The following is an 18,101-nucleotide window of genomic DNA, read 5'->3' on the forward strand; positions in this document are numbered from 1 at the left end:
CAACTATTATTTAATGATTATTTAAAACTTTTGCAGGCTCTAAGCGTGCAGCTCGAATTGCTGGATAAAGTGATGCCAATAAACTTAGCACTAATGTTGCTACAAACACTAAACCAACATCAGTAAAATGTAATTCACTTGGCATAAAATCAATAAAATACACACCATCTGATAAAATCTTAGTATGTAAAATCTTTTCAATAGCATAAATAATTTCTGTTAAATTTAATGCCACCATCACACCCAAGACAATTCCCCACAAACAACCTTTCATTCCTGAAAATAACCCGTACCATAAAAAAATACGACGGATAAAACGACTATCAGCTCCTAAGGTTCGTAAAATTGCAATATCACCTTGTTTATCTTTCACCGCCATAATCAAGGTAGAAATAATATTAAAACACGCAATGCCTATCACTAATACCATAGCAAGATACATTACGGTTTTAATCAAAGAAATATCTCGATACATATAACCAAAACTATCAATCCAGGTGTTTGCGACTAATCCTTGCGGATAATTTGCCAATGCAGAATAATCAAATTCATTGACAGAAAATGGCGATTTAATCGCTAACTCTACACCTGTTACTTGATTGTCTTGATAATTGAGATACTGCTGTGCAATTGATAATGGAATGAATGCATAGCTATGATCAAGCTGTCCATCTAAACGTAAAATCCCAGTGACTTGTAAACGGTGACGCTCTGGTTGAGCCATCTTACTTACGTCTTGATGTGTCTGGTTAGAAACCAATAATGACACCCAATCGCCTTCTTTAACCCCAAGATCTTTTGCAATACCTGAACCAAGAATAATCCCTTGTTTTTCTGCTACAAATTTCTGCCATGCATTATGTAAGACAAACTGTCCCACAGCACTCACCTGTTGCAACATTGCAGGCTCAATGCCTTTCACCTGAATCACTTTTAATTTTGCTCCAGATTCTGCTAATGTCGTAAATGATACATAAGGTGAGAACCCTGAGATTTGTTGATTATCTTGTAATGCTTGATGTAATTGATGCCAATTCTCAACCGGTTGGCGATCATAGCCTGTAATAGAAATATGTGGCACCACCGCAAGAATACGATGATTCAGTTCTCGTTGAAAACCATTCATTGCACTCAAGCCAATGATGAGTACCGCAACCCCTAATGCAATCCCCAAGGTTGAAAACCAAGCGATCAACGAAACTAAGCGATTTTTTTGCTTACCTCGCTGATAACGCCAACTGATAAAAAATGGCGTACTCATACGGTTTCCTCCGCCGTTAATACACCATCTCGCATTTGATAGCGTTTTTGCAATTTTGACGCTAAATTTAAATCATGTGTTACCAATAAAAAAGCAATGCCTTTTTCTTGATTTAACTGTTGTAATAATTCAAAAATATGCTCTGTTGTTTTTTGATCTAAATTTCCTGTCGGTTCGTCCGCTAACACTAAATCAGGGTTATTCACTAGCGCTCTTGCAATCGCTACTCGTTGGCGTTCACCACCTGATAGTGCTGATGGGCGATGATCAATGCGATGGGCTAAACTTACCGCTTTTAACATCTCTTCTGCTTGAGTATAAGCAATATCACGTTTTTCACCTGCAATTAGCATTGGCATTGCTACATTTTCTAATGCAGAAAAATCAGCCATGAGATGATGAAATTGATAGACAAATCCTAAATGGCGATTACGTAATTTTGCAATTTGGCTATCAGATAATTGCAATAATTGCTGCCCATTTAACCAAACTTCACCTGCTGTTGGCTTATCTAATCCACCCAGTAAATGCAACAATGTACTTTTACCTGAGCCCGAACTCCCTACAATAGCGGTTAAATCATTTGCTGCAATCGAAAAAGAGACTTCTTTTAGAACTGACGTTGCTTTATCGCCTTCTTGATAAACTTTTGATAATTGCTGACAAGCCAACAACGCAGTTGTTTGATTTAAATTAGACATAGAATTACTCATAACGCAACGCCTCCGCTGGTTCAACTTTCGCTGCACGATAAGCAGGATAAAGCGTAGAAACAAAAGATAAAGTTAATGAAAAGAGAATAATCGTTAAAATTTGTGGAATATCAATTTCACTTGGTAAAGCAAACCCTTGTGGATTTAGCCAAGCTAATAATGGCGTTAAATATTTTGTCGCTAATATACCAAATACTGCACCAAGCAAGGTACTCAATACCCCAATTACCATACCTTGATAGATAAAAATTTGCATAATTTGCTTGCGGGCTAATCCTTGTGTTTGCAAAATCGCAATTTCACCTTGTTTGTCTAACACCATTAGACTTAAAGAGGTCACAATATTGGCAATGGCGACTAAAATAATTAATCCTACCAATAAAGACATCATATTTTTTTCCATTCTAACGGATTGAAAAAACTCACCTTTTTGAGCCCGCCAATCGCTGATTTTCCATTCAGTACTAGGAAAATAATCAGGTAACTCTGTAATTAAAAAAGGATCTTGTAAAAATAGACGTTCACCTTGCACCTGATCTGGCTTAATCCGCAACAATCTGCCAACATCTTGTAAATTAGCAAAAATCTGTTCATCCATACTCCATTCAGGATAAATTGCGGCAACAGTGAATAAACGCTGCACAGGAATTCGCCCTAATGGGGTATAAACACTGTTTTCAGGAATTAATAAGCGAACTTTATCACTAACTTGTAATTGATTTTGTTGTGCCAATCGACTACCAATAATAAGATTAAATTCATTCGCTGGTAATAAAGTGTCTATTGTTTCAGGTAATGAGGCTAATAATGGATCATCTTGTTGCTGTTGCACACCAATTAATTGTGCAGCACTTAGCCCATTACTACTTTGCATAATCACTTGAGCCAAATTAATCGGTACGGCTTTAGTGATAAAAGAGGGTAATTTAGGCAGTTGTTGCTGTTGTAATGATAGTGTTTGTTGTTGTGGAGAAACAATAGCTTGCGGAATATGAGATAAAACGTTCTGCTTTTGGTAACTTTCTAACCCATTCATTACTGACAATACAATGATCAATGCCATTACTCCTAGCATAATGCCAATACTTGCCAGGCGGGTCACTAAACGACCAAAGCGATCTCCACTTTTAGAACGCCAATAACGTAATGCCACTAGTAGTGGAACATTTACCGACATAATTTTCCCTTTTATTGTTTACAACTTACAGAATAAATCCGTCCATTAATAAATGGACGGATTCTTCTCTTAATTATTTCTTATAAGCTTATTTGCCTGTTGCGACAAACTCTTCAATATTTTGCGCAACTTTATTTACTAATGTGGTAACTGCTGAATCTGATGCCCAAGCAATATGTGGTGTAATTAATAAATTCGGCATTCGTTTTGCTGCTTCCATTAAGACATTACCTTTTTCTGGTGGTTCTTGGCGCATTACATCAATCGCTGCACCTGATAATTGCCCAGAAGTTAATGCATCTAGCAAGGCTTGTTCATCAACCAAAGGCCCACGTCCTGTATTAATTAAAATAGCACCTCGTTTACATAAAGCTAATGTTTCATGATTAATTAAATTTTGGGTTGTTTCCGTTAATGGACAATGTAATGTCAAGATATCTGCTTGTGCTAACACGTCTTCAAATTTGGTATAACCCTCACGAATTGTTGCTGCACCTCGATGCTCTGCATACAGAACTTTCATTCCTAATAATTCAGCCAAACGCCCTACTTCTTGGCCTAAATTACCACGACCAAAAATCCCCAATACCGAGCCTTTTACATCTTTAATTGGATAGTCAAAATAACAGAATTGAGGATTATCAACCCAACGATCAGTAAGTTGATCACGATACCAGCTCATTAAACTATGACGTAATGAATAGATCATTCCTAATACGTGTTCTGGGACAGTAACTGATGAATAGCCTGTTACATTTTTTACAACAATGCCTAATTCTTTAGCGGCAACTAAATCAACATTGTTGGTTCCTGTTGCTGTAATGGCAATTAATTTCAATTTAGGTAGCTGTTGCATAACCTCTCGGCTAAATACAACTTTACTGGTTACTGCAATATCAACATCCTGCATTCTTTCAATCACTTGAGCAGCAGAGGTATGTTCATATTCAATCCATTCATGTGCAAAGGTAGGACGAGGAATTGGGATGTGTTTTGGAATGGCAGTACTATCTAAAAAGACAATTTTCATTACAGGCTCCTTACTAAATTTAGTAACAAAAACGTTTTCAAGATAACAATAAAACAGAGGGTTGCAAAGTAGAAATTATTAATTTAGTGACTGTTGTCCAATTTCTACGCAGCCCTCTATTTTTCACTGATTAGCCTAATTAGCGGTATCTAATTCAGCAAAACTTTTCACTAAATCATCCACTGCTTTCATTTGTGCCACAAATGGTTCAAGTTTATCTAGTGGTAACGCTGAAGGACCATCACATTTTGCTTTTTCTGGATTCGGATGCGCTTCTAAGAATAATCCAGCTAAGCCGATAGCTAACCCTGATCTTGCTAATTCTGTTACTTGTGCACGACGACCACCAGAAGCTGCACCAAATGGGTCACGACATTGTAGTGAATGTGTTACGTCAAAAATCACAGGACAACCTTTTGACACTTGTTTCATAATACTGAACCCAAGCATATCAACTACCAAATTGTCATACCCAAAGTTAGTACCACGATCACACAAAATCACTTTATCGTTACCACACTCTTCGATCTTTTCAACAATATTTCCCATTTGACCTGGGCTTAAAAATTGAGGTTTTTTCACATTGATAATTGCCCCAGTACGAGCCATTGCTTCAACAAGATCGGTTTGTCTTGCTAAGAACGCAGGTAATTGAATAATATCAACAACATCTGCTACTGGCTGGCATTGGTAAGTTTCATGCACATCAGTGATAATTTTTACCCCAAATGTCTTCTTCAATTCCTCAAAAATTTTTAGGCCCTCTTCCATTCCTGGACCACGATAAGAATAAATTGAAGATCGATTAGCTTTATCAAAAGAGGCTTTAAATACATAAGGCACTTTGAGTTTATCTGTCACTTTGACATACTGCTCACATACCTGCATCGCCATATCTCGGCTTTCTAACACATTCATTCCACCAAAAAGAACAAATGGTTTGTCATTGGCAATGTCGATATTGTCTAATTTAATTAGTTTATTTTGCATAATTTTTCCTTCAATTTATTGGAATGAATACGGTATTGCTTCTAAATCTTGTAATTGCAATCTGACTAATGGTGCAACTGGATCTTCTGGGCATTGATCAACAAAATACTGTAAATCAGGAACTGCTAAATGGAAACATTCCATATTGCCATAAACCACGCCCCTATCACGTATTTCATAAGGGTCATTCGGATCTTCTGCTAAATGGTGCTCGATTAGTGCTAATGCTTGTTCATTTTTACCTTCACGAATTAATGCATTCTTTAACACTTGGTAAATTCGATCTTCTAACTCAACCAAGTCTGCACTACGTACATACTCTTCTGTTAATTGTGTACCAAATCCTAAATAGCCTTCCAACCACGTTTTCATCATTTCGTGAGGCACATATTGTCCATCCCAAGGATTAATAAATGCCACCTCATCCCCAACATCTGCTCTTAATAACAGTTGTGTTGGAAAATTAATGCCAGTAATCGGTAAGTCATATTGCCCAGCTAAAAATAACAGCATAGAACCTAATACGGCTGGTGTTCCCTCTTTTGTCTTCAACACATTTGAAAGCATTAAATTTGAAGAGTAGAAATAGGTTTCCCGATCACAGAAAAACCCTTTTTCACCATAAAAAAACTGTAATAACAGATGGATCCGCATCTTAGGATCCGTTTCACCATCAAAAAATAATTTCAATTCACGTGTAAGATGCCCCATACGTCCATAAATACTCGATTTACTACAAGTAGGATCAATTACTTGATTCAACGATAAAATATATTGAAACAGTTGTTTTTTTTCTTCTACTCGTAAACTGTACTCTCTTAATTTTTTATCTGCATCTTCTTGCTTGTTCATTTTGTTATTATCCACTCCATTTCGCAAAAGTGACTCTTGGGTTACCGCCATAATCATTTATTGTTTGTATCTGTTGCCAATTATAGCGTTTGAACAATGTTTGCACGGCTTCTTCCTGCTGCCAACCATGTTCAAGTAATAACCACCCTTGTTTACGAATAAAACGTCTGCCTTGATCGATAATATGTTCAATATCCGCCAAACCATTATTCTCAGCAACTAAGGCTGAACGCGGTTCAAAACGTACATCACCTTGTTGCAGATGAGGATCATCCGCAGCAATATAAGGCGGGTTACTCACAATTATCTGAAATTGTTGTGTTGAAAGCGCAGAAAACCAATCACTTTCTAGAAACTCAACTTGTGTTAATTGATTCCGTATTGCATTCTGCTTTGCCAAGGTAACAGATTCTGCAATCCGATCTACACCAATAATTTGATAATTTTTTTGTTGTTGCTGCAACTCATAAGCTAACGCTAAAGCAATTGCACCAGTACCTGTGCCTAAATCTAATATTCTCAACGTTTCGTTTGAATCAAACTGATTAGCAATCAACGATAATGCTGTTTCAACTAAACACTCTGTATCTGGACGCGGAATTAAGGTTTTATCCGATACAGCTAAGTCTAGTGTCCAAAAACCTCTCTCTCCCACAATATATGCAATCGGTTCCCCTTGTAAACGTCTTGTCATATATTCTGTTAATCGCTGTTGTTGTTGTAGAGATAATGGAGTTTCCGCAAAGGCCATCAATTGTGCTGACGATTTTTGTGTTACAAATTGCAATAAAGCTTGTGCATCAACTTTTGCTTCAGCAATACTCTGCTTTACGCTTAGCTGCTGCACAGCTTGTTGTAACCAAGTTTGATAACTTAGCACCGAATTATTCATTTTCTGATAATGCAGCCAGTTGCTCTGCTTGATATTCCGTAATAATTGGTTGAATTAAATCTTCAATTTTTCCATTCATCACTTCATCTAAACGATAAAGAGTCAAATTAATACGGTGATCTGTCACCCGTCCTTGTGGATAGTTATAAGTACGGATTTTATCTGAACGATCACCTGAACCTAATAAACTACGGCGAGTATCAGCCTGTTCTGCAGCTTTCCGTTCTTCTTCTGCTTGTACTAATCGAGAGGCTAATACTGACATCGCTTTCGCTTTATTTTTATGTTGTGAACGTTCATCTTGGCACTCTACCACGATCCCTGTTGGAATATGTGTGATACGTACTGCAGAATCAGTCGTATTAACGTGCTGACCACCAGCACCAGAGGAACGATAGGTATCAATCCGTAAATCAGCAGGATTAATTTCTGGTAATGCAGACTCCGGCAATTCAGGCATCACTGCAACTGTACACGCTGAAGTATGGATACGCCCTTGTGATTCTGTTTTTGGTACACGTTGTACTCGGTGACCGCCAGATTCAAATTTTAGCTGTCCATAAACATTTTCACCGCTAATTTTAACGATTATTTCTTTATATCCACCTTGTTCACTTTCATTCGCACTTAACACTTCTGTACGCCAGCGTTTACTTTCTGCATAGCGGCTATACATTCTGAATAAATCGCCAGCAAAAATCCCAGCTTCATCACCACCTGTTCCAGCACGAATTTCTAAATAACAGTTATATTCATCATTTGGATCTTTTGGTAATAACAAAATTTGTAACTGTTGCTCACTCTCCTCAATTCCCGTAGTACAGGCTGCAATTTCTTCTTCAGCCATCTCTTTCATACTTGGGTCATCAAGTAAAATTTTCGCCTCTTCTAAATCGTTATTAAGCTGTTTCCAACGTGAAAAACATTTCACCACATCTTCTAATTGCGCATACTCTTTTGAGTAAGCTCGAAATTTTTCTTGGTCACTAATCACTGAAGGATCACCAAGCAAGGCTTGTAATTCTTCATAACGCTCATCTAAGGTTTCTAATTTACTAATAATTGAGGCTTTCATCATTCACCTTTGTTGTTATTGTCAATATTACGCTTAAAGTCAAAAATCCGCTTATTCTAACGAATAATCGGAAAGATGAAAAAGAAAATATCGATAAATTTGTGATTGTCCGATATTCATTAATCAATTTCCGCAATGGAAAATATCTTCACTTATTGGAAAAATTTCTGATGTCATTTTTCACTTATGTTATGTCGTATCTAACCTATTTATTCAGAAGCTATTTTTTAAATTTGTGACTTAGATCTCACGTAGGTGTGCAAAAAACAAGCCATTGAGCCAAATAAAATCATAAACTGTAAAAAATAGATTACATTGTAAACCTTTCTTCTATACAATCTGCGCCGTCATTCACAATCAGCGAGATTTTATTATGAAAAATAAAACGTTAGGGAGTTCCTTAATTGTTGCAGGAACGACCATTGGCGCCGGAATGTTGGCAATGCCACTAACTTCTGCAGAAATGGGATTTATTACCACATTAATTTTGCTCTTTTTATTATGGGCATTACTCTCTTATAGTGCTTTACTTTTTGTTGAAGTCTATCAAAAGGCAGACCGCAAAGATGCAGGGATTGCAACATTAGCAGAACAACATTTTGGTATGGTCGGTCGTATTTTAGCTACCCTCTCTTTAGTCATTTTTATGTACGCCATTTTAACCGTGTACTCTTTAGGCGGTGGTGATTTATTTTCCCCATTCTTAACCTTTGCCGGTGAACACGCAAATACCGTAGCAATTATTACTTTCGTAGTTGTATTTGCCATTATCGTAACGATTGGCACTGGTGCAGTTGATGGCTTCACTCGTTTACTCTTTATTGCTAAATTAATTGCCTTTGCAACTGTACTTTTTCTAATGTTGCCTAAAGTTACCTTAGAAAATTTAGGTGCAATGCCTCTCCACCATTTTTTAATTATTTCAGCCAGCCCCGTCTTTTTTACTTCCTTTGGCTTCCATGTTGTTATTCCAAGTATTAATAACTATTTAGATGGTGATATTCGCCGCCTACGTATTGCAATTATTGGTGGTACAGCCATTCCTTTAGTCGCTTATATTTTATGGCAAATGGCGACACACGGCGTATTTGAACAAGTTCAATTTATACAAATTATTCGTAACGATCCGACTTTAAATGGATTAGTCCAAGCGACATATCATGCTACTGGTAGTAATACTATTAGTTGGATTGTACGTACTTTCTCTGCTCTTGCCCTAATTACTTCTTTCTTAGGTGTATCTCTTGCTTTAGTAGATTGTCTAGATGATTTATTAAAACGAGTTAATATTAATGCATCTCGAATTAGTATTAGTTTGCTAACTTTCGTACCAACCTTATTAATTGCTCTCTTTTACCGTGATTTCCTTGCAGTTCTTACTTATGCAGGACAAATGTTCACTTTCTATGGGTTAGTCCTACCAGTGGGAATGGCTTGGATGTTACGTAGAAAGTATCCTGATTTACCTTATCGAGTTATCGGTGGTAACTTTGGTTTATTCATTGCATTGATATTAGGTTTACTGATTATGAATGTTCCATTCTTAATTAGTGCAGGTTACTTACCACCAGTTGTTGGTTAAATACCAATTTGTCATCAATGTTAAGCTAAGATGACAGTTACCTAGATTAAAGCCATCTTATTTTTTCCAAAATAAAATGGCTTTTCTGCATCAACTTGCTAAAGCTAATAATTCTTGTGCATTTGCTAATGAAGTTTGAGTTACTTCACTGCCACCTAATAAACGCCCTAACTCTTTCACTCTTTCATCATTATTTAACAGCATCACTTTTGTTTCTGTCTTACCTGATTTACAGAATTTCTCAACTTTATAATGATGATGACCATGCGAAGCAACTTGTGGTAAGTGGGTAATACATAAAATCTGTACAGACTCGCCAAGTGAACGCAATAATTTTCCAACTACATTAGCTGTTGCGCCACTAATCCCGACATCAATTTCATCAAAAATAATTGTTGGTACTGCATTCTTATCAGAAGTAAGAGTTTGTAATACCAATGCAATACGAGACAGCTCCCCACCTGAAGCATTCTTATGCAACGGCTGTGCGGTTTCACCTAAATTACTCATTAACATAAATGTAATTTGGTCAAATCCATTCACGGACAATTTTTCTTTATCTGCAACACATTGAATATCAAACTCCGCATTCTCCATCGCAAGTTGTTTAATTTGTTGTGTAACTGATTTCGCTAATAAAATTGCACCTTGCTGACGACGTTCAGATAATTGCTGGGCAACGGATAAAACATCTTGGTAAGCTTGCTGTTCCAACATAACAAGCTGATCTTCACCTTCAATATATTCTGCTAATGTTTCATATTCTCTTTTTAAGAGTTGATGATAGGAAGGAAGATCAGCTACTGCTACATGATGTTTTTGCGCTAATTGCAATGCTTGCTTAATCCGAATTTCAGTATGCGCTAATAATTCAGGATCATCCTCAATACGATAAGCCAAATGTTGAATTTCGGAAAACGCTTCTTGGATATAAATTTGTGCTTGTTGAATTAACTGCTGCGCATTATGAAATTGCTCATCAGCTTCCACCAATTCATCAACATAATGTGCTGCTCTGCTTAATAAATTCTCAATATTAGCAGTTTCATTTTCTGCTAATAATTGCAATACCGCTTGAGACCCCTTCGTCAATAGATCACTATTAGCAAGTCGTTTTTGTGTCATATCGAGTTCTTCAAACTCACCTGCTTTTAAAGCAAAATCATTTAATTCCTCAATTTGATAATGCAACAACTGCTTTCTTGCTTCATTTTCTGCACATTGTTGACGAAATTCAGTAAGATTTTTTTGTTGTTTTTTCCAATAATGATACTGTTCTGCAAGTTGTTGTAACAAGCTACGGTTGTGACAAAATGCATCTAACAGCGATAATTGATAATCCGGTTTTAACAAGCGTTGAGATGAATGTTGCCCACTAATTTGTACTAATAAATCACCTAACTCTCGTAATTGAGCCGCAGGGACAGGTTGATTATTGATAAACCCTTTTGAACGCCCATCAGCACTAATAGTTCGCCGTAAAATACACTCATCTGGAGAATCTTCATCATCTAACTCATGTGCTCTTAGCCATTGTTGTGCTTCTAAATTTTCTTGTAGAGAAAATACCGCACTCACATCTGCTCTTGATTCACCTGAACGTAACATACTACTTTCAACACGTTGCCCTAAACACACTTCTAACGCATCAAGAGCAATCGATTTTCCTGCTCCGGTTTCTCCCGTAACAACTGACATTCCTTGAGCAAAATCAAGCGTAAGATGATTAACAATAGCAAAATTATTGATTTGTAATTGAATGAGCATAAGAAACCTCCAATACTGTATAAATATCAGTATATACTGTTTTTTTATACAGTAAAGTATTTCTTATCTCCATTAGAATAATTTTTTCAACCAACCTAATTTAGAACTTAGAATGTTGTAATAGTTGTAATCTTGCAGATGTAACAACTTCATTCGTAAATCGCTTTTCTTCACCACAATAACATCATCAATACAGAATGGAATATTGACCTGACTATCACAACTCACTTCCAGTTGTCTGACATTATATTGCGCAAAACGGAAATGTAGTTTGCTGTCACCATCTACCACTAAAGGTCGGGAGGATAAGGTATGTGGGAACATTGGTACTAGGGTAATCGCATTGAGTAATGGCGTTAAAATTGGCCCACCAGCAGATAATGAATAAGCGGTTGATCCTGTTGGCGTTGCAATAATTAATCCATCAGAGCGTTGTGAAAAGCAGAATTTATCATTGATATAGACCTGAAAATCAATCATATGTGCGATTTTTGCGGGATGAATAACAACCTCATTAATAGCTTGATTTGATGAAATCACTTCACCATTTCGTTCTACATACACATCAAGTAAAAAACGTTCTTCTACAAAGAATTCGCCACGATCTAAACAAGCTGATAGCTGTTCATACACCTGATCTGGGTCAATATCTGTTAAAAAACCTAAATTCCCTCGATTAATGCCAATTAACGCAGTGTTATACCGTGAAAGAACTCGTGCTTTCCCTAGCATATTGCCATCACCACCAATCACAATAACTAATTCAGCAGCTTCACCAATTTCATCTAAAGTCGCAATAAAACGCGATTCTAGACCTAAAGCTAGACCTACTTCAGGTTCGACTAAAACATGATAACCACGATGTCTTAACCAAATAAATAGATCTTGGTGCATCTGTAATCTATCATCATGGCGTGGTTTACCCACAACGCCGATGGTTCTAAATGAGCGATGCAATGAATGACGATGTTCCTTTGTGTTAAATTCTTGCATAACAATTACCCAGTTGATAATGTTTCAATCCTTGAATTGCTCGAAATGCGTCATATATTAGCACAACTTTTGCCGATAAATTTGACTTAATCACACTCTGTGAGTGAATAATTAGCGGCAATAGTATTTTTTTGTTAAACTAGCGCGCGTTAAAGCATATATTTGATTTTGGAGAAAACTATGTCTGAACAGCAAACAACTACTGAAGAACAAGTACTAAATAAAGAAGAATTAAATGAACAAGTCACTGAGAATAATCAAGAACAAGAAATAGAAACCGCCAATGCAGAAGTTGATCCATTGACTGAAGCACTCGCAAAAATTCAAGATTTAGAAAGCCAATTAGAAGAAGCTGCAAAAAAAGAACAAGATATTTTATTAAGAACGCGTGCTGAAATTGATAATATCCGCCGCCGTACAGAAGCCGATGTAGAAAAAGCACATAAATTTGGATTAGAAAAATTCGCGAAAGAAATTTTAAATGTTATTGATAACTTAGAACGTGCAGCAGCAACCCCAAACACTTCAGAAGATGAAAGCGTAAAAGCGTTATTTGATGGTGTTGAACTCACATTAAAAGATCTAATTTCTACTGTGGCTAAATTTGGTATTGAACCTGTCGGTGTGGTTGGTGAAACCTTTAACCCAGATTTACATCAAGCTATCTCAATGCAACCAACTGAGGGCTTTACCACAAATCAAATTACTACCGTGTTACAAAAAGGCTATTTATTAAACGGTCGTGTTATTCGCCCTGCAATGGTAATGATTGCAGCTTAATTGTTTTTACCTAAGCCTCTTATGCAAGAGGCTTTTCTTTATCTTTTGAATCCCCTTTCAATATTGATTAGAATAACCTCTCTTTCATTACACAGGGAATCTATTGTGATTAACAGAACACCTTTACGTCTTGCGCTTATTTCAAGTTTGACCCTTTTATTTATTGGTTGTGCTAGTCAAGAACAATTTAGTACACCAGAAGTGACACTTCCACACACTAATCCTATTTGGCAACAGCATCAACAAGCAGTCAATGCAATTTCACATTACGCGGCTGATGGTCAATTAGGTTATATTGGTAACAATAAACGTTTTTCATCTTCTTTTAACTGGCAATATCTTGGCGAACAACACTATCGCCTCTATTTTTCATCCTTGCTAAGTCGTAGTACTTTAACTATTGAGAAAACACCTACTAATACTGTAATTTTTGACAATAAAGGTAACTATTATGCTGACAAGGATATTCATCAACTGCTCCAAGATGTGATCGGTTTTGATTTCCCAGTAGAAGAATTTCCTAATTGGATTAAAGGCGTACCAGGTAACACGCAAACTTATGTTGTAAATCAACAAGGTTTATTAAGCCATTTCAATTATCAATGGCAAGGTGAAAACTGGAAAGCCCAATATATGAGCTATAACCAAAGCTTATCGCCTAAATTACCAGAAAGTTTATTAATTAGTGGTCCTGATAAAAAACTAAAAATTCAAATTAAAGAATGGAAATTCTAATGTCGGTAAATGATTCTATTGTGGGTAAAGCATTTCGCTTTCCTTGCCCAGGAAAATTAAATCTTTTTTTATATATTAATCACCGCCGAACTGATGGTTATCACGAATTACAAACACTGTTCCAATTTTTAGATTATGGTGATTGGTTAACCATTACAATTAATGACATTGGTAAGATTGAGTTAGCCGATCAATTAGCAGGTGTTGCTATGGAACAGAATCTTATTTACCGTGCTGCAACCTTATTACAAAAAACTACAAATACCCAATTTGGTGCCACCATTCAATTAGAAAAACGATTACCCATGGGCGGTGGTGTAGGTGGTGGTTCTTCTGATGCTGCAACTACCTTAGTGGCATTAAACTTTTTATGGCAAACTCACCTACCCTTGGAAACATTAGCTGAATTAGGCTTACAACTTGGTGCAGATGTTCCTATTTTTATTCATGGTAAAGCGGCTTTTGCTGAAGGTGTTGGTGAGAAAATTAGCTATTGCCAACCACAAGAGAAATATTATGTTGTAATAAAGCCTTCAGTAGATATCTCTACGGCAAAGATCTTCCAAGATCCTAATTTACCAAGACAAACGCCGAAAAAACCACTTGCGATATTACTTACAGAAAATTATACAAACGATTGCGAAAAAGTTGTGCGAGATCACTATCCTGAGGTTGAACAAGCTATTCAGTGGTTGGTACAATATGCACCGCCCCGTTTAACAGGAACTGGTGCGTGTATTTTTGCGGAATTTGACTCTCAAGAGCGTGCATTAGCTGTATTTCAACAACGCCCAGCCCATTTATCAGGGTTTGTTGCCAAAGGGGTAAATGAGTCGCCTTTATATCTTACTCTTAAGCAATTACAAAAATATTTTTAGTGGATTGTTTTTCAATCTGGATCTTTAACACCAAAACCGAGGTTTACAATGCCTGACATTAAGCTGTTTGCTGGTAACGCAACACCAGAACTAGCAAAGAAAATTTCTGAACGTCTTTATACTTCTCTTAGTGATGCAATCGTTGGCCGTTTTAGCGATGGCGAAATCCAAGTCCAAATTAATGAAAATGTGCGTGGTTCCGATGTATTTATCGTTCAATCTACTTGCGCACCAACCAACGATAACCTGATGGAACTTGTCGTAATGATTGATGCATTACGTCGTGCTTCTGCTGGTCGTATTACTGCAGTAGTGCCTTACTTCGGTTATGCACGTCAAGATCGTCGTGTGCGTTCTGCTCGTGTACCAATTACGGCAAAAGTTGTCGCAGATATTTTATCTAATGTTGGCGTTGACCGTGTTTTAACTTGTGACTTACACGCAGAACAAATTCAAGGTTTCTTTGATGTACCTGTTGATAACGTTTTCGGTTCTCCTGTCTTAATTGACGATATTTTGAAAAAACAAGATTTAGAAAATCCAATCGTCGTTTCTCCAGATATTGGTGGTGTGGTGCGTGCGAGAGCGGTTGCTAAATTATTAAATGATACCGATATGGCAATTATTGATAAACGCCGTCCACGTGCTAATGTTGCTCAAGTAATGCATATTATTGGTGATGTTGCTGGTCGCGATTGTGTTTTAGTTGATGATATGATCGATACTGGTGGTACATTATGTAAAGCAGCAGAAGCATTAAAAGAACGTGGTGCAAAACGTGTATTTGCTTATGCAACTCATGCGGTATTCTCTGGTTCTGCGGCTAAAAATATTGCAAGCCCAGCCTTAGATGAAATTGTGGTAACTGATACTATTCCACTTCGTCCAGAAATCATTGCACTTAATAAAGTAAGAGTCTTAACTTTATCTGGTATGTTAGCTGAAGCGATTCGTCGTATTAGCAATGAAGAGTCTATTTCAGCAATGTTTAATAACTAATTTAATTATTCTTAAACAGAATAAACCCTGCCAAAGTGCAGGGTTTATTTTTAGCATTGATCTCTTTCATTAATTAATCATTCCAACAAAGCTAAAAAATCTGCTACTGTATGAAATGAGCCAAAAATCAAGATTAAATCATTTTTATTACTCTGATTTAACGCATTTTTTATACCTTGTAACATTGAATCAACCGATTCTGAATTAACGTGTTTACCTTCTTTTCCAGCAATCACATTCAATTTTTGCTGTAATACTTTCCCAGTCTGTCCGCGCTCACCCGCTAGAGGAACACAAGTCCATTTAGAAACAAATGGTAATAATGGCTGTAATACCCTTGCTGCATCTTTATCCTTTAAAATTCCACATACCGCATAGAGATGTTGATATTCTGTTTGTTGTAATTGTGTTGCTAAATAGCGCGCAGCATGAGGATTGTGTCCAACATCTAGTACAATTTGCGGCATAGTTTGTTCATTAAGCTTGAATCGCGTTGCTAATTGTTGTCGTTGTGCCGTCGTTAAACGTTGAAAACGCCCCGTCAATGTTACTGTTGCCAGACTATCCACCACTACCTGTTTTTCAATCTTAAACGGAAGAAATTGTAAGGCAGCTAATGCCGTCACCGCATTTTGTAACGGGATATGACATAAAGGTAGTTGCTGCCATTGTTGTTGTGAAGATTGCCAATTCCAGCTATTTTCGGTTTGTTGATAATCAAAATCTTGTCCTCGATACAATGTAGGGCAAGCTAATTTCTCGGCATAGGATTTAATTGAGTTTGGACAATCAGGTTCACCAACAACCAGCGGAATATGAGGACGACAAATTCCCGCCTTTTCAAAGCCAATTTTTTCTCGGGTATCTCCTAAAAAAGCAATATGGTCAAGATCAATAGAAGTAATAATTGCTAAGTTAGTATCAATAATATTGGTCGCATCTAAACGTCCACCTAATCCAACTTCTAAGATAATTACATCTAAATTCGCTTGTTCAAATAACCATAATGCCGCTAATGTACTAAACTCAAAATAGGTTAAAGACTCGGTGCGTTGAGATTCAATCGCAGAAAAAGCAGCGGTATGTTCCTGATCAGCAAGATCTTGCCCTTGAATTCTTACTCTCTCGTTATAACGTAAAATATGTGGCGATGAATAAACACCTACACGATAACCTGCTTTTAATAATATGGTTTCTAGTAAACGACACGTTGTACCTTTTCCATTAGTTCCAGCAACGGTAATCACAAATGCTTTAGGTTGTAATAAATTTAATTGTGCAGCGACTTTTTTAATTCGCTCCAATCCCATATCAATGTTTTTATTGTGTAGATGTTCTAAATACTCTAACCACTCTGCTAGTGGTGTTGTTACTGTTAAATCACGTTTTATCATACATTATCCTTAGTTTCTGCTTGCGTATCATAGTGAATATTGCCTAAAATCGCCAGCTGTCAATTCATTCTCTAATTTGAATTTAATAGGAAAAAATATGTCATCTTTATTTATTGCCATTTTTTGTAGTGTGGCAGTGAGCGTTTTTTTGAAAATCGCACGCAGCCAACAAATTGTGATTTCACAAGCTATTGCTTGTAATTACCTGATGGCAGGCGGTTTAACTTACTTTATTCTTCAACCTGATTTTATGGGCTTATCATTTAGCGATGCATTACGCCAAAATGAACATAGTGCTATTTTTCTATTACTCGGTTTTTTATTGCCAACAATTTTTTTAGTTATGGCAAAAGCTGTTGAATTTAATGGTATTGCTCGCGCTGATGCAGCACAACGCTTATCGCTATTTTTACCAATTCTAGCCGCTTTCTTATTTTTTAATGAGTCACTCACCACACAAAAAGGCATTGCGATTATTTCTGCTTTTCTTGCATTATTCGCGTTAGTATTTAAAAGTGGCTCACAAAACTCGGCAGGTGGTATTAAGGGATTCTTACTGCTATTTTTGGTTTGGATTGGTTATGGCGTAATTGATATTTTATTTAAACAAATTGCAAAATTCGGGGTCGCTTTTCCATTTGCCTTATTTACTTCATTTGTTATTGCTGGCTGCTTTATCTTTGCCTATTTAATTTTTACGAAAACTCGCTGGCAAGGCAAAAGTATGCTCGCTGGGTTATTATTAGGCGCATTAAACTTCCTTAATATTCTGTTCTATATCAAGGCTCATCAACAATTAAGCGAAAATCCATCATTAGTCTTTGCAGGAATGAATATTGGGGTAATGATTTTAGGGGCTATTATTGGTTTAGTTGGCTTTAAAGAAAAACTGAATAAAGTTAATCTTATTGGTATTGGATTAGGGATTGTAGCAATTATTTTATTATTAGTTCCCGTTCTATAAAGATAAAGGCTTCCTCTTA

The 18,101-nt window shown here is 36.7% G+C and carries 17 protein-coding genes; 6 read left to right on the forward strand and 11 right to left on the reverse strand.

Features of this window, described 5'->3' with window-relative positions; all coding sequences use genetic code 11:
* Positions 1–10: 10 nt before the first annotated feature.
* The 8 genes from lolE to prfA all read right to left on the reverse strand — a co-directional run bounded on the left by lolE (position 11) and on the right by prfA (position 7,990).
* Entirely contained in the window at positions 11–1,261 is a 1,251-nt protein-coding gene (gene lolE / locus PF272_RS05560; RefSeq protein ID WP_271141953.1) for a lipoprotein-releasing ABC transporter permease subunit LolE, read from the reverse strand.
* A complete protein-coding gene (gene lolD / locus PF272_RS05565) occupies positions 1,258–1,974 on the reverse strand; it encodes a lipoprotein-releasing ABC transporter ATP-binding protein LolD (RefSeq protein ID WP_271141954.1) in 717 nt (238 codons plus the stop codon). Before lolD ends, lolE begins: the two co-directional genes overlap by 4 nt.
* Complete coding sequence (locus PF272_RS05570) at positions 1,967–3,151, reverse strand: lipoprotein-releasing ABC transporter permease subunit (protein WP_271141955.1); 1,185 nt, start codon at positions 3,149–3,151, stop codon at positions 1,967–1,969. The genes lolD and PF272_RS05570 overlap by 8 nt, the downstream gene beginning before the upstream one ends.
* 88 nt (positions 3,152–3,239) lie before the next feature.
* Positions 3,240–4,181, reverse strand: coding sequence for a 2-hydroxyacid dehydrogenase (locus PF272_RS05575; RefSeq protein WP_271141956.1), 942 nt, complete (start codon positions 4,179–4,181; stop codon positions 3,240–3,242).
* A gap of 135 nt (positions 4,182–4,316) precedes the next feature.
* Positions 4,317–5,171: a 3-deoxy-8-phosphooctulonate synthase gene (gene kdsA, locus PF272_RS05580; protein ID WP_065233535.1), complete on the reverse strand. Its 855-nt coding sequence runs from the start codon at positions 5,169–5,171 to the stop codon at positions 4,317–4,319.
* A 15-nt stretch (positions 5,172–5,186) separates the two neighbouring features.
* Positions 5,187–6,023 carry a SirB1 family protein gene (locus tag PF272_RS05585; RefSeq protein ID WP_271141957.1) on the reverse strand — a complete coding sequence of 279 codons (837 nt, stop codon included), beginning with the start codon at positions 6,021–6,023 and terminating at the stop codon, positions 5,187–5,189.
* A 7-nt stretch (positions 6,024–6,030) separates the two neighbouring features.
* Complete coding sequence (gene prmC / locus PF272_RS05590; RefSeq protein WP_271141958.1) at positions 6,031–6,915, reverse strand: peptide chain release factor N(5)-glutamine methyltransferase; 885 nt, start codon at positions 6,913–6,915, stop codon at positions 6,031–6,033.
* The gene (gene prfA, locus PF272_RS05595) at positions 6,908–7,990 is read right to left on the reverse strand and encodes a peptide chain release factor 1 (protein WP_271141969.1); all 1,083 of its coding nucleotides are present in this window, start codon (positions 7,988–7,990) and stop codon (positions 6,908–6,910) included. The genes prmC and prfA overlap by 8 nt, the downstream gene beginning before the upstream one ends.
* A gap of 373 nt (positions 7,991–8,363) precedes the next feature.
* Here prfA and PF272_RS05600 point away from each other — a divergent pair, with 373 nt between their 5' ends.
* Positions 8,364–9,572, forward strand: coding sequence for an aromatic amino acid transport family protein (locus PF272_RS05600; RefSeq protein WP_271141959.1), 1,209 nt, complete (start codon positions 8,364–8,366; stop codon positions 9,570–9,572).
* Positions 9,573–9,662: 90 nt separating this feature from the next.
* Here PF272_RS05600 and recN read toward each other — a convergent pair whose 3' ends face one another.
* Positions 9,663–11,339 (reverse strand): DNA repair protein RecN, encoded by a 1,677-nt coding sequence (recN, locus tag PF272_RS05605; RefSeq protein WP_271141960.1) that lies wholly within the window; start codon positions 11,337–11,339, stop codon positions 9,663–9,665.
* 72 nt (positions 11,340–11,411) lie between these two features.
* On the reverse strand, positions 11,412–12,332 hold the full coding sequence (locus tag PF272_RS05610; RefSeq protein WP_271141961.1) for an NAD(+) kinase: 921 nt from the start codon (positions 12,330–12,332) through the stop codon (positions 11,412–11,414).
* Between the two features lie 180 nt (positions 12,333–12,512).
* Between PF272_RS05610 and grpE the strand changes: the two genes are divergently transcribed.
* The 4 genes from grpE to PF272_RS05630 all read left to right on the forward strand — a co-directional run bounded on the left by grpE (position 12,513) and on the right by PF272_RS05630 (position 15,724).
* Complete coding sequence (gene grpE / locus PF272_RS05615) at positions 12,513–13,112, forward strand: nucleotide exchange factor GrpE (RefSeq protein WP_271141962.1); 600 nt, start codon at positions 12,513–12,515, stop codon at positions 13,110–13,112.
* Positions 13,113–13,217: 105 nt separating this feature from the next.
* Positions 13,218–13,847 (forward strand): lipoprotein insertase outer membrane protein LolB, encoded by a 630-nt coding sequence (gene lolB, locus PF272_RS05620; RefSeq protein ID WP_271141963.1) that lies wholly within the window; start codon positions 13,218–13,220, stop codon positions 13,845–13,847.
* Complete coding sequence (gene ispE / locus PF272_RS05625) at positions 13,847–14,725, forward strand: 4-(cytidine 5'-diphospho)-2-C-methyl-D-erythritol kinase (protein WP_271141964.1); 879 nt, start codon at positions 13,847–13,849, stop codon at positions 14,723–14,725. The genes lolB and ispE overlap by 1 nt, the downstream gene beginning before the upstream one ends.
* Before the next feature lie 48 nt (positions 14,726–14,773).
* Positions 14,774–15,724 (forward strand): ribose-phosphate pyrophosphokinase, encoded by a 951-nt coding sequence (locus PF272_RS05630; RefSeq protein ID WP_271141965.1) that lies wholly within the window; start codon positions 14,774–14,776, stop codon positions 15,722–15,724.
* 77 nt (positions 15,725–15,801) lie between these two features.
* Here the strand turns inward: PF272_RS05630 and folC are convergent, their stop codons facing one another.
* Positions 15,802–17,118, reverse strand: coding sequence for a bifunctional tetrahydrofolate synthase/dihydrofolate synthase (gene folC / locus PF272_RS05635; RefSeq protein WP_271141966.1), 1,317 nt, complete (start codon positions 17,116–17,118; stop codon positions 15,802–15,804).
* 97 nt (positions 17,119–17,215) lie between these two features.
* On the opposite strand from folC, the gene PF272_RS05640 reads away from it, so the two are divergent.
* Positions 17,216–18,082, forward strand: coding sequence for an EamA family transporter (locus tag PF272_RS05640; RefSeq protein ID WP_271141967.1), 867 nt, complete (start codon positions 17,216–17,218; stop codon positions 18,080–18,082).
* Positions 18,083–18,101: the final 19 nt, after the last annotated feature.

Origin of the sequence: Gallibacterium faecale (assembly GCF_027920745.1) — a bacterium.
Classification (GTDB): domain Bacteria; phylum Pseudomonadota; class Gammaproteobacteria; order Enterobacterales; family Pasteurellaceae; genus Gallibacterium; species Gallibacterium faecale.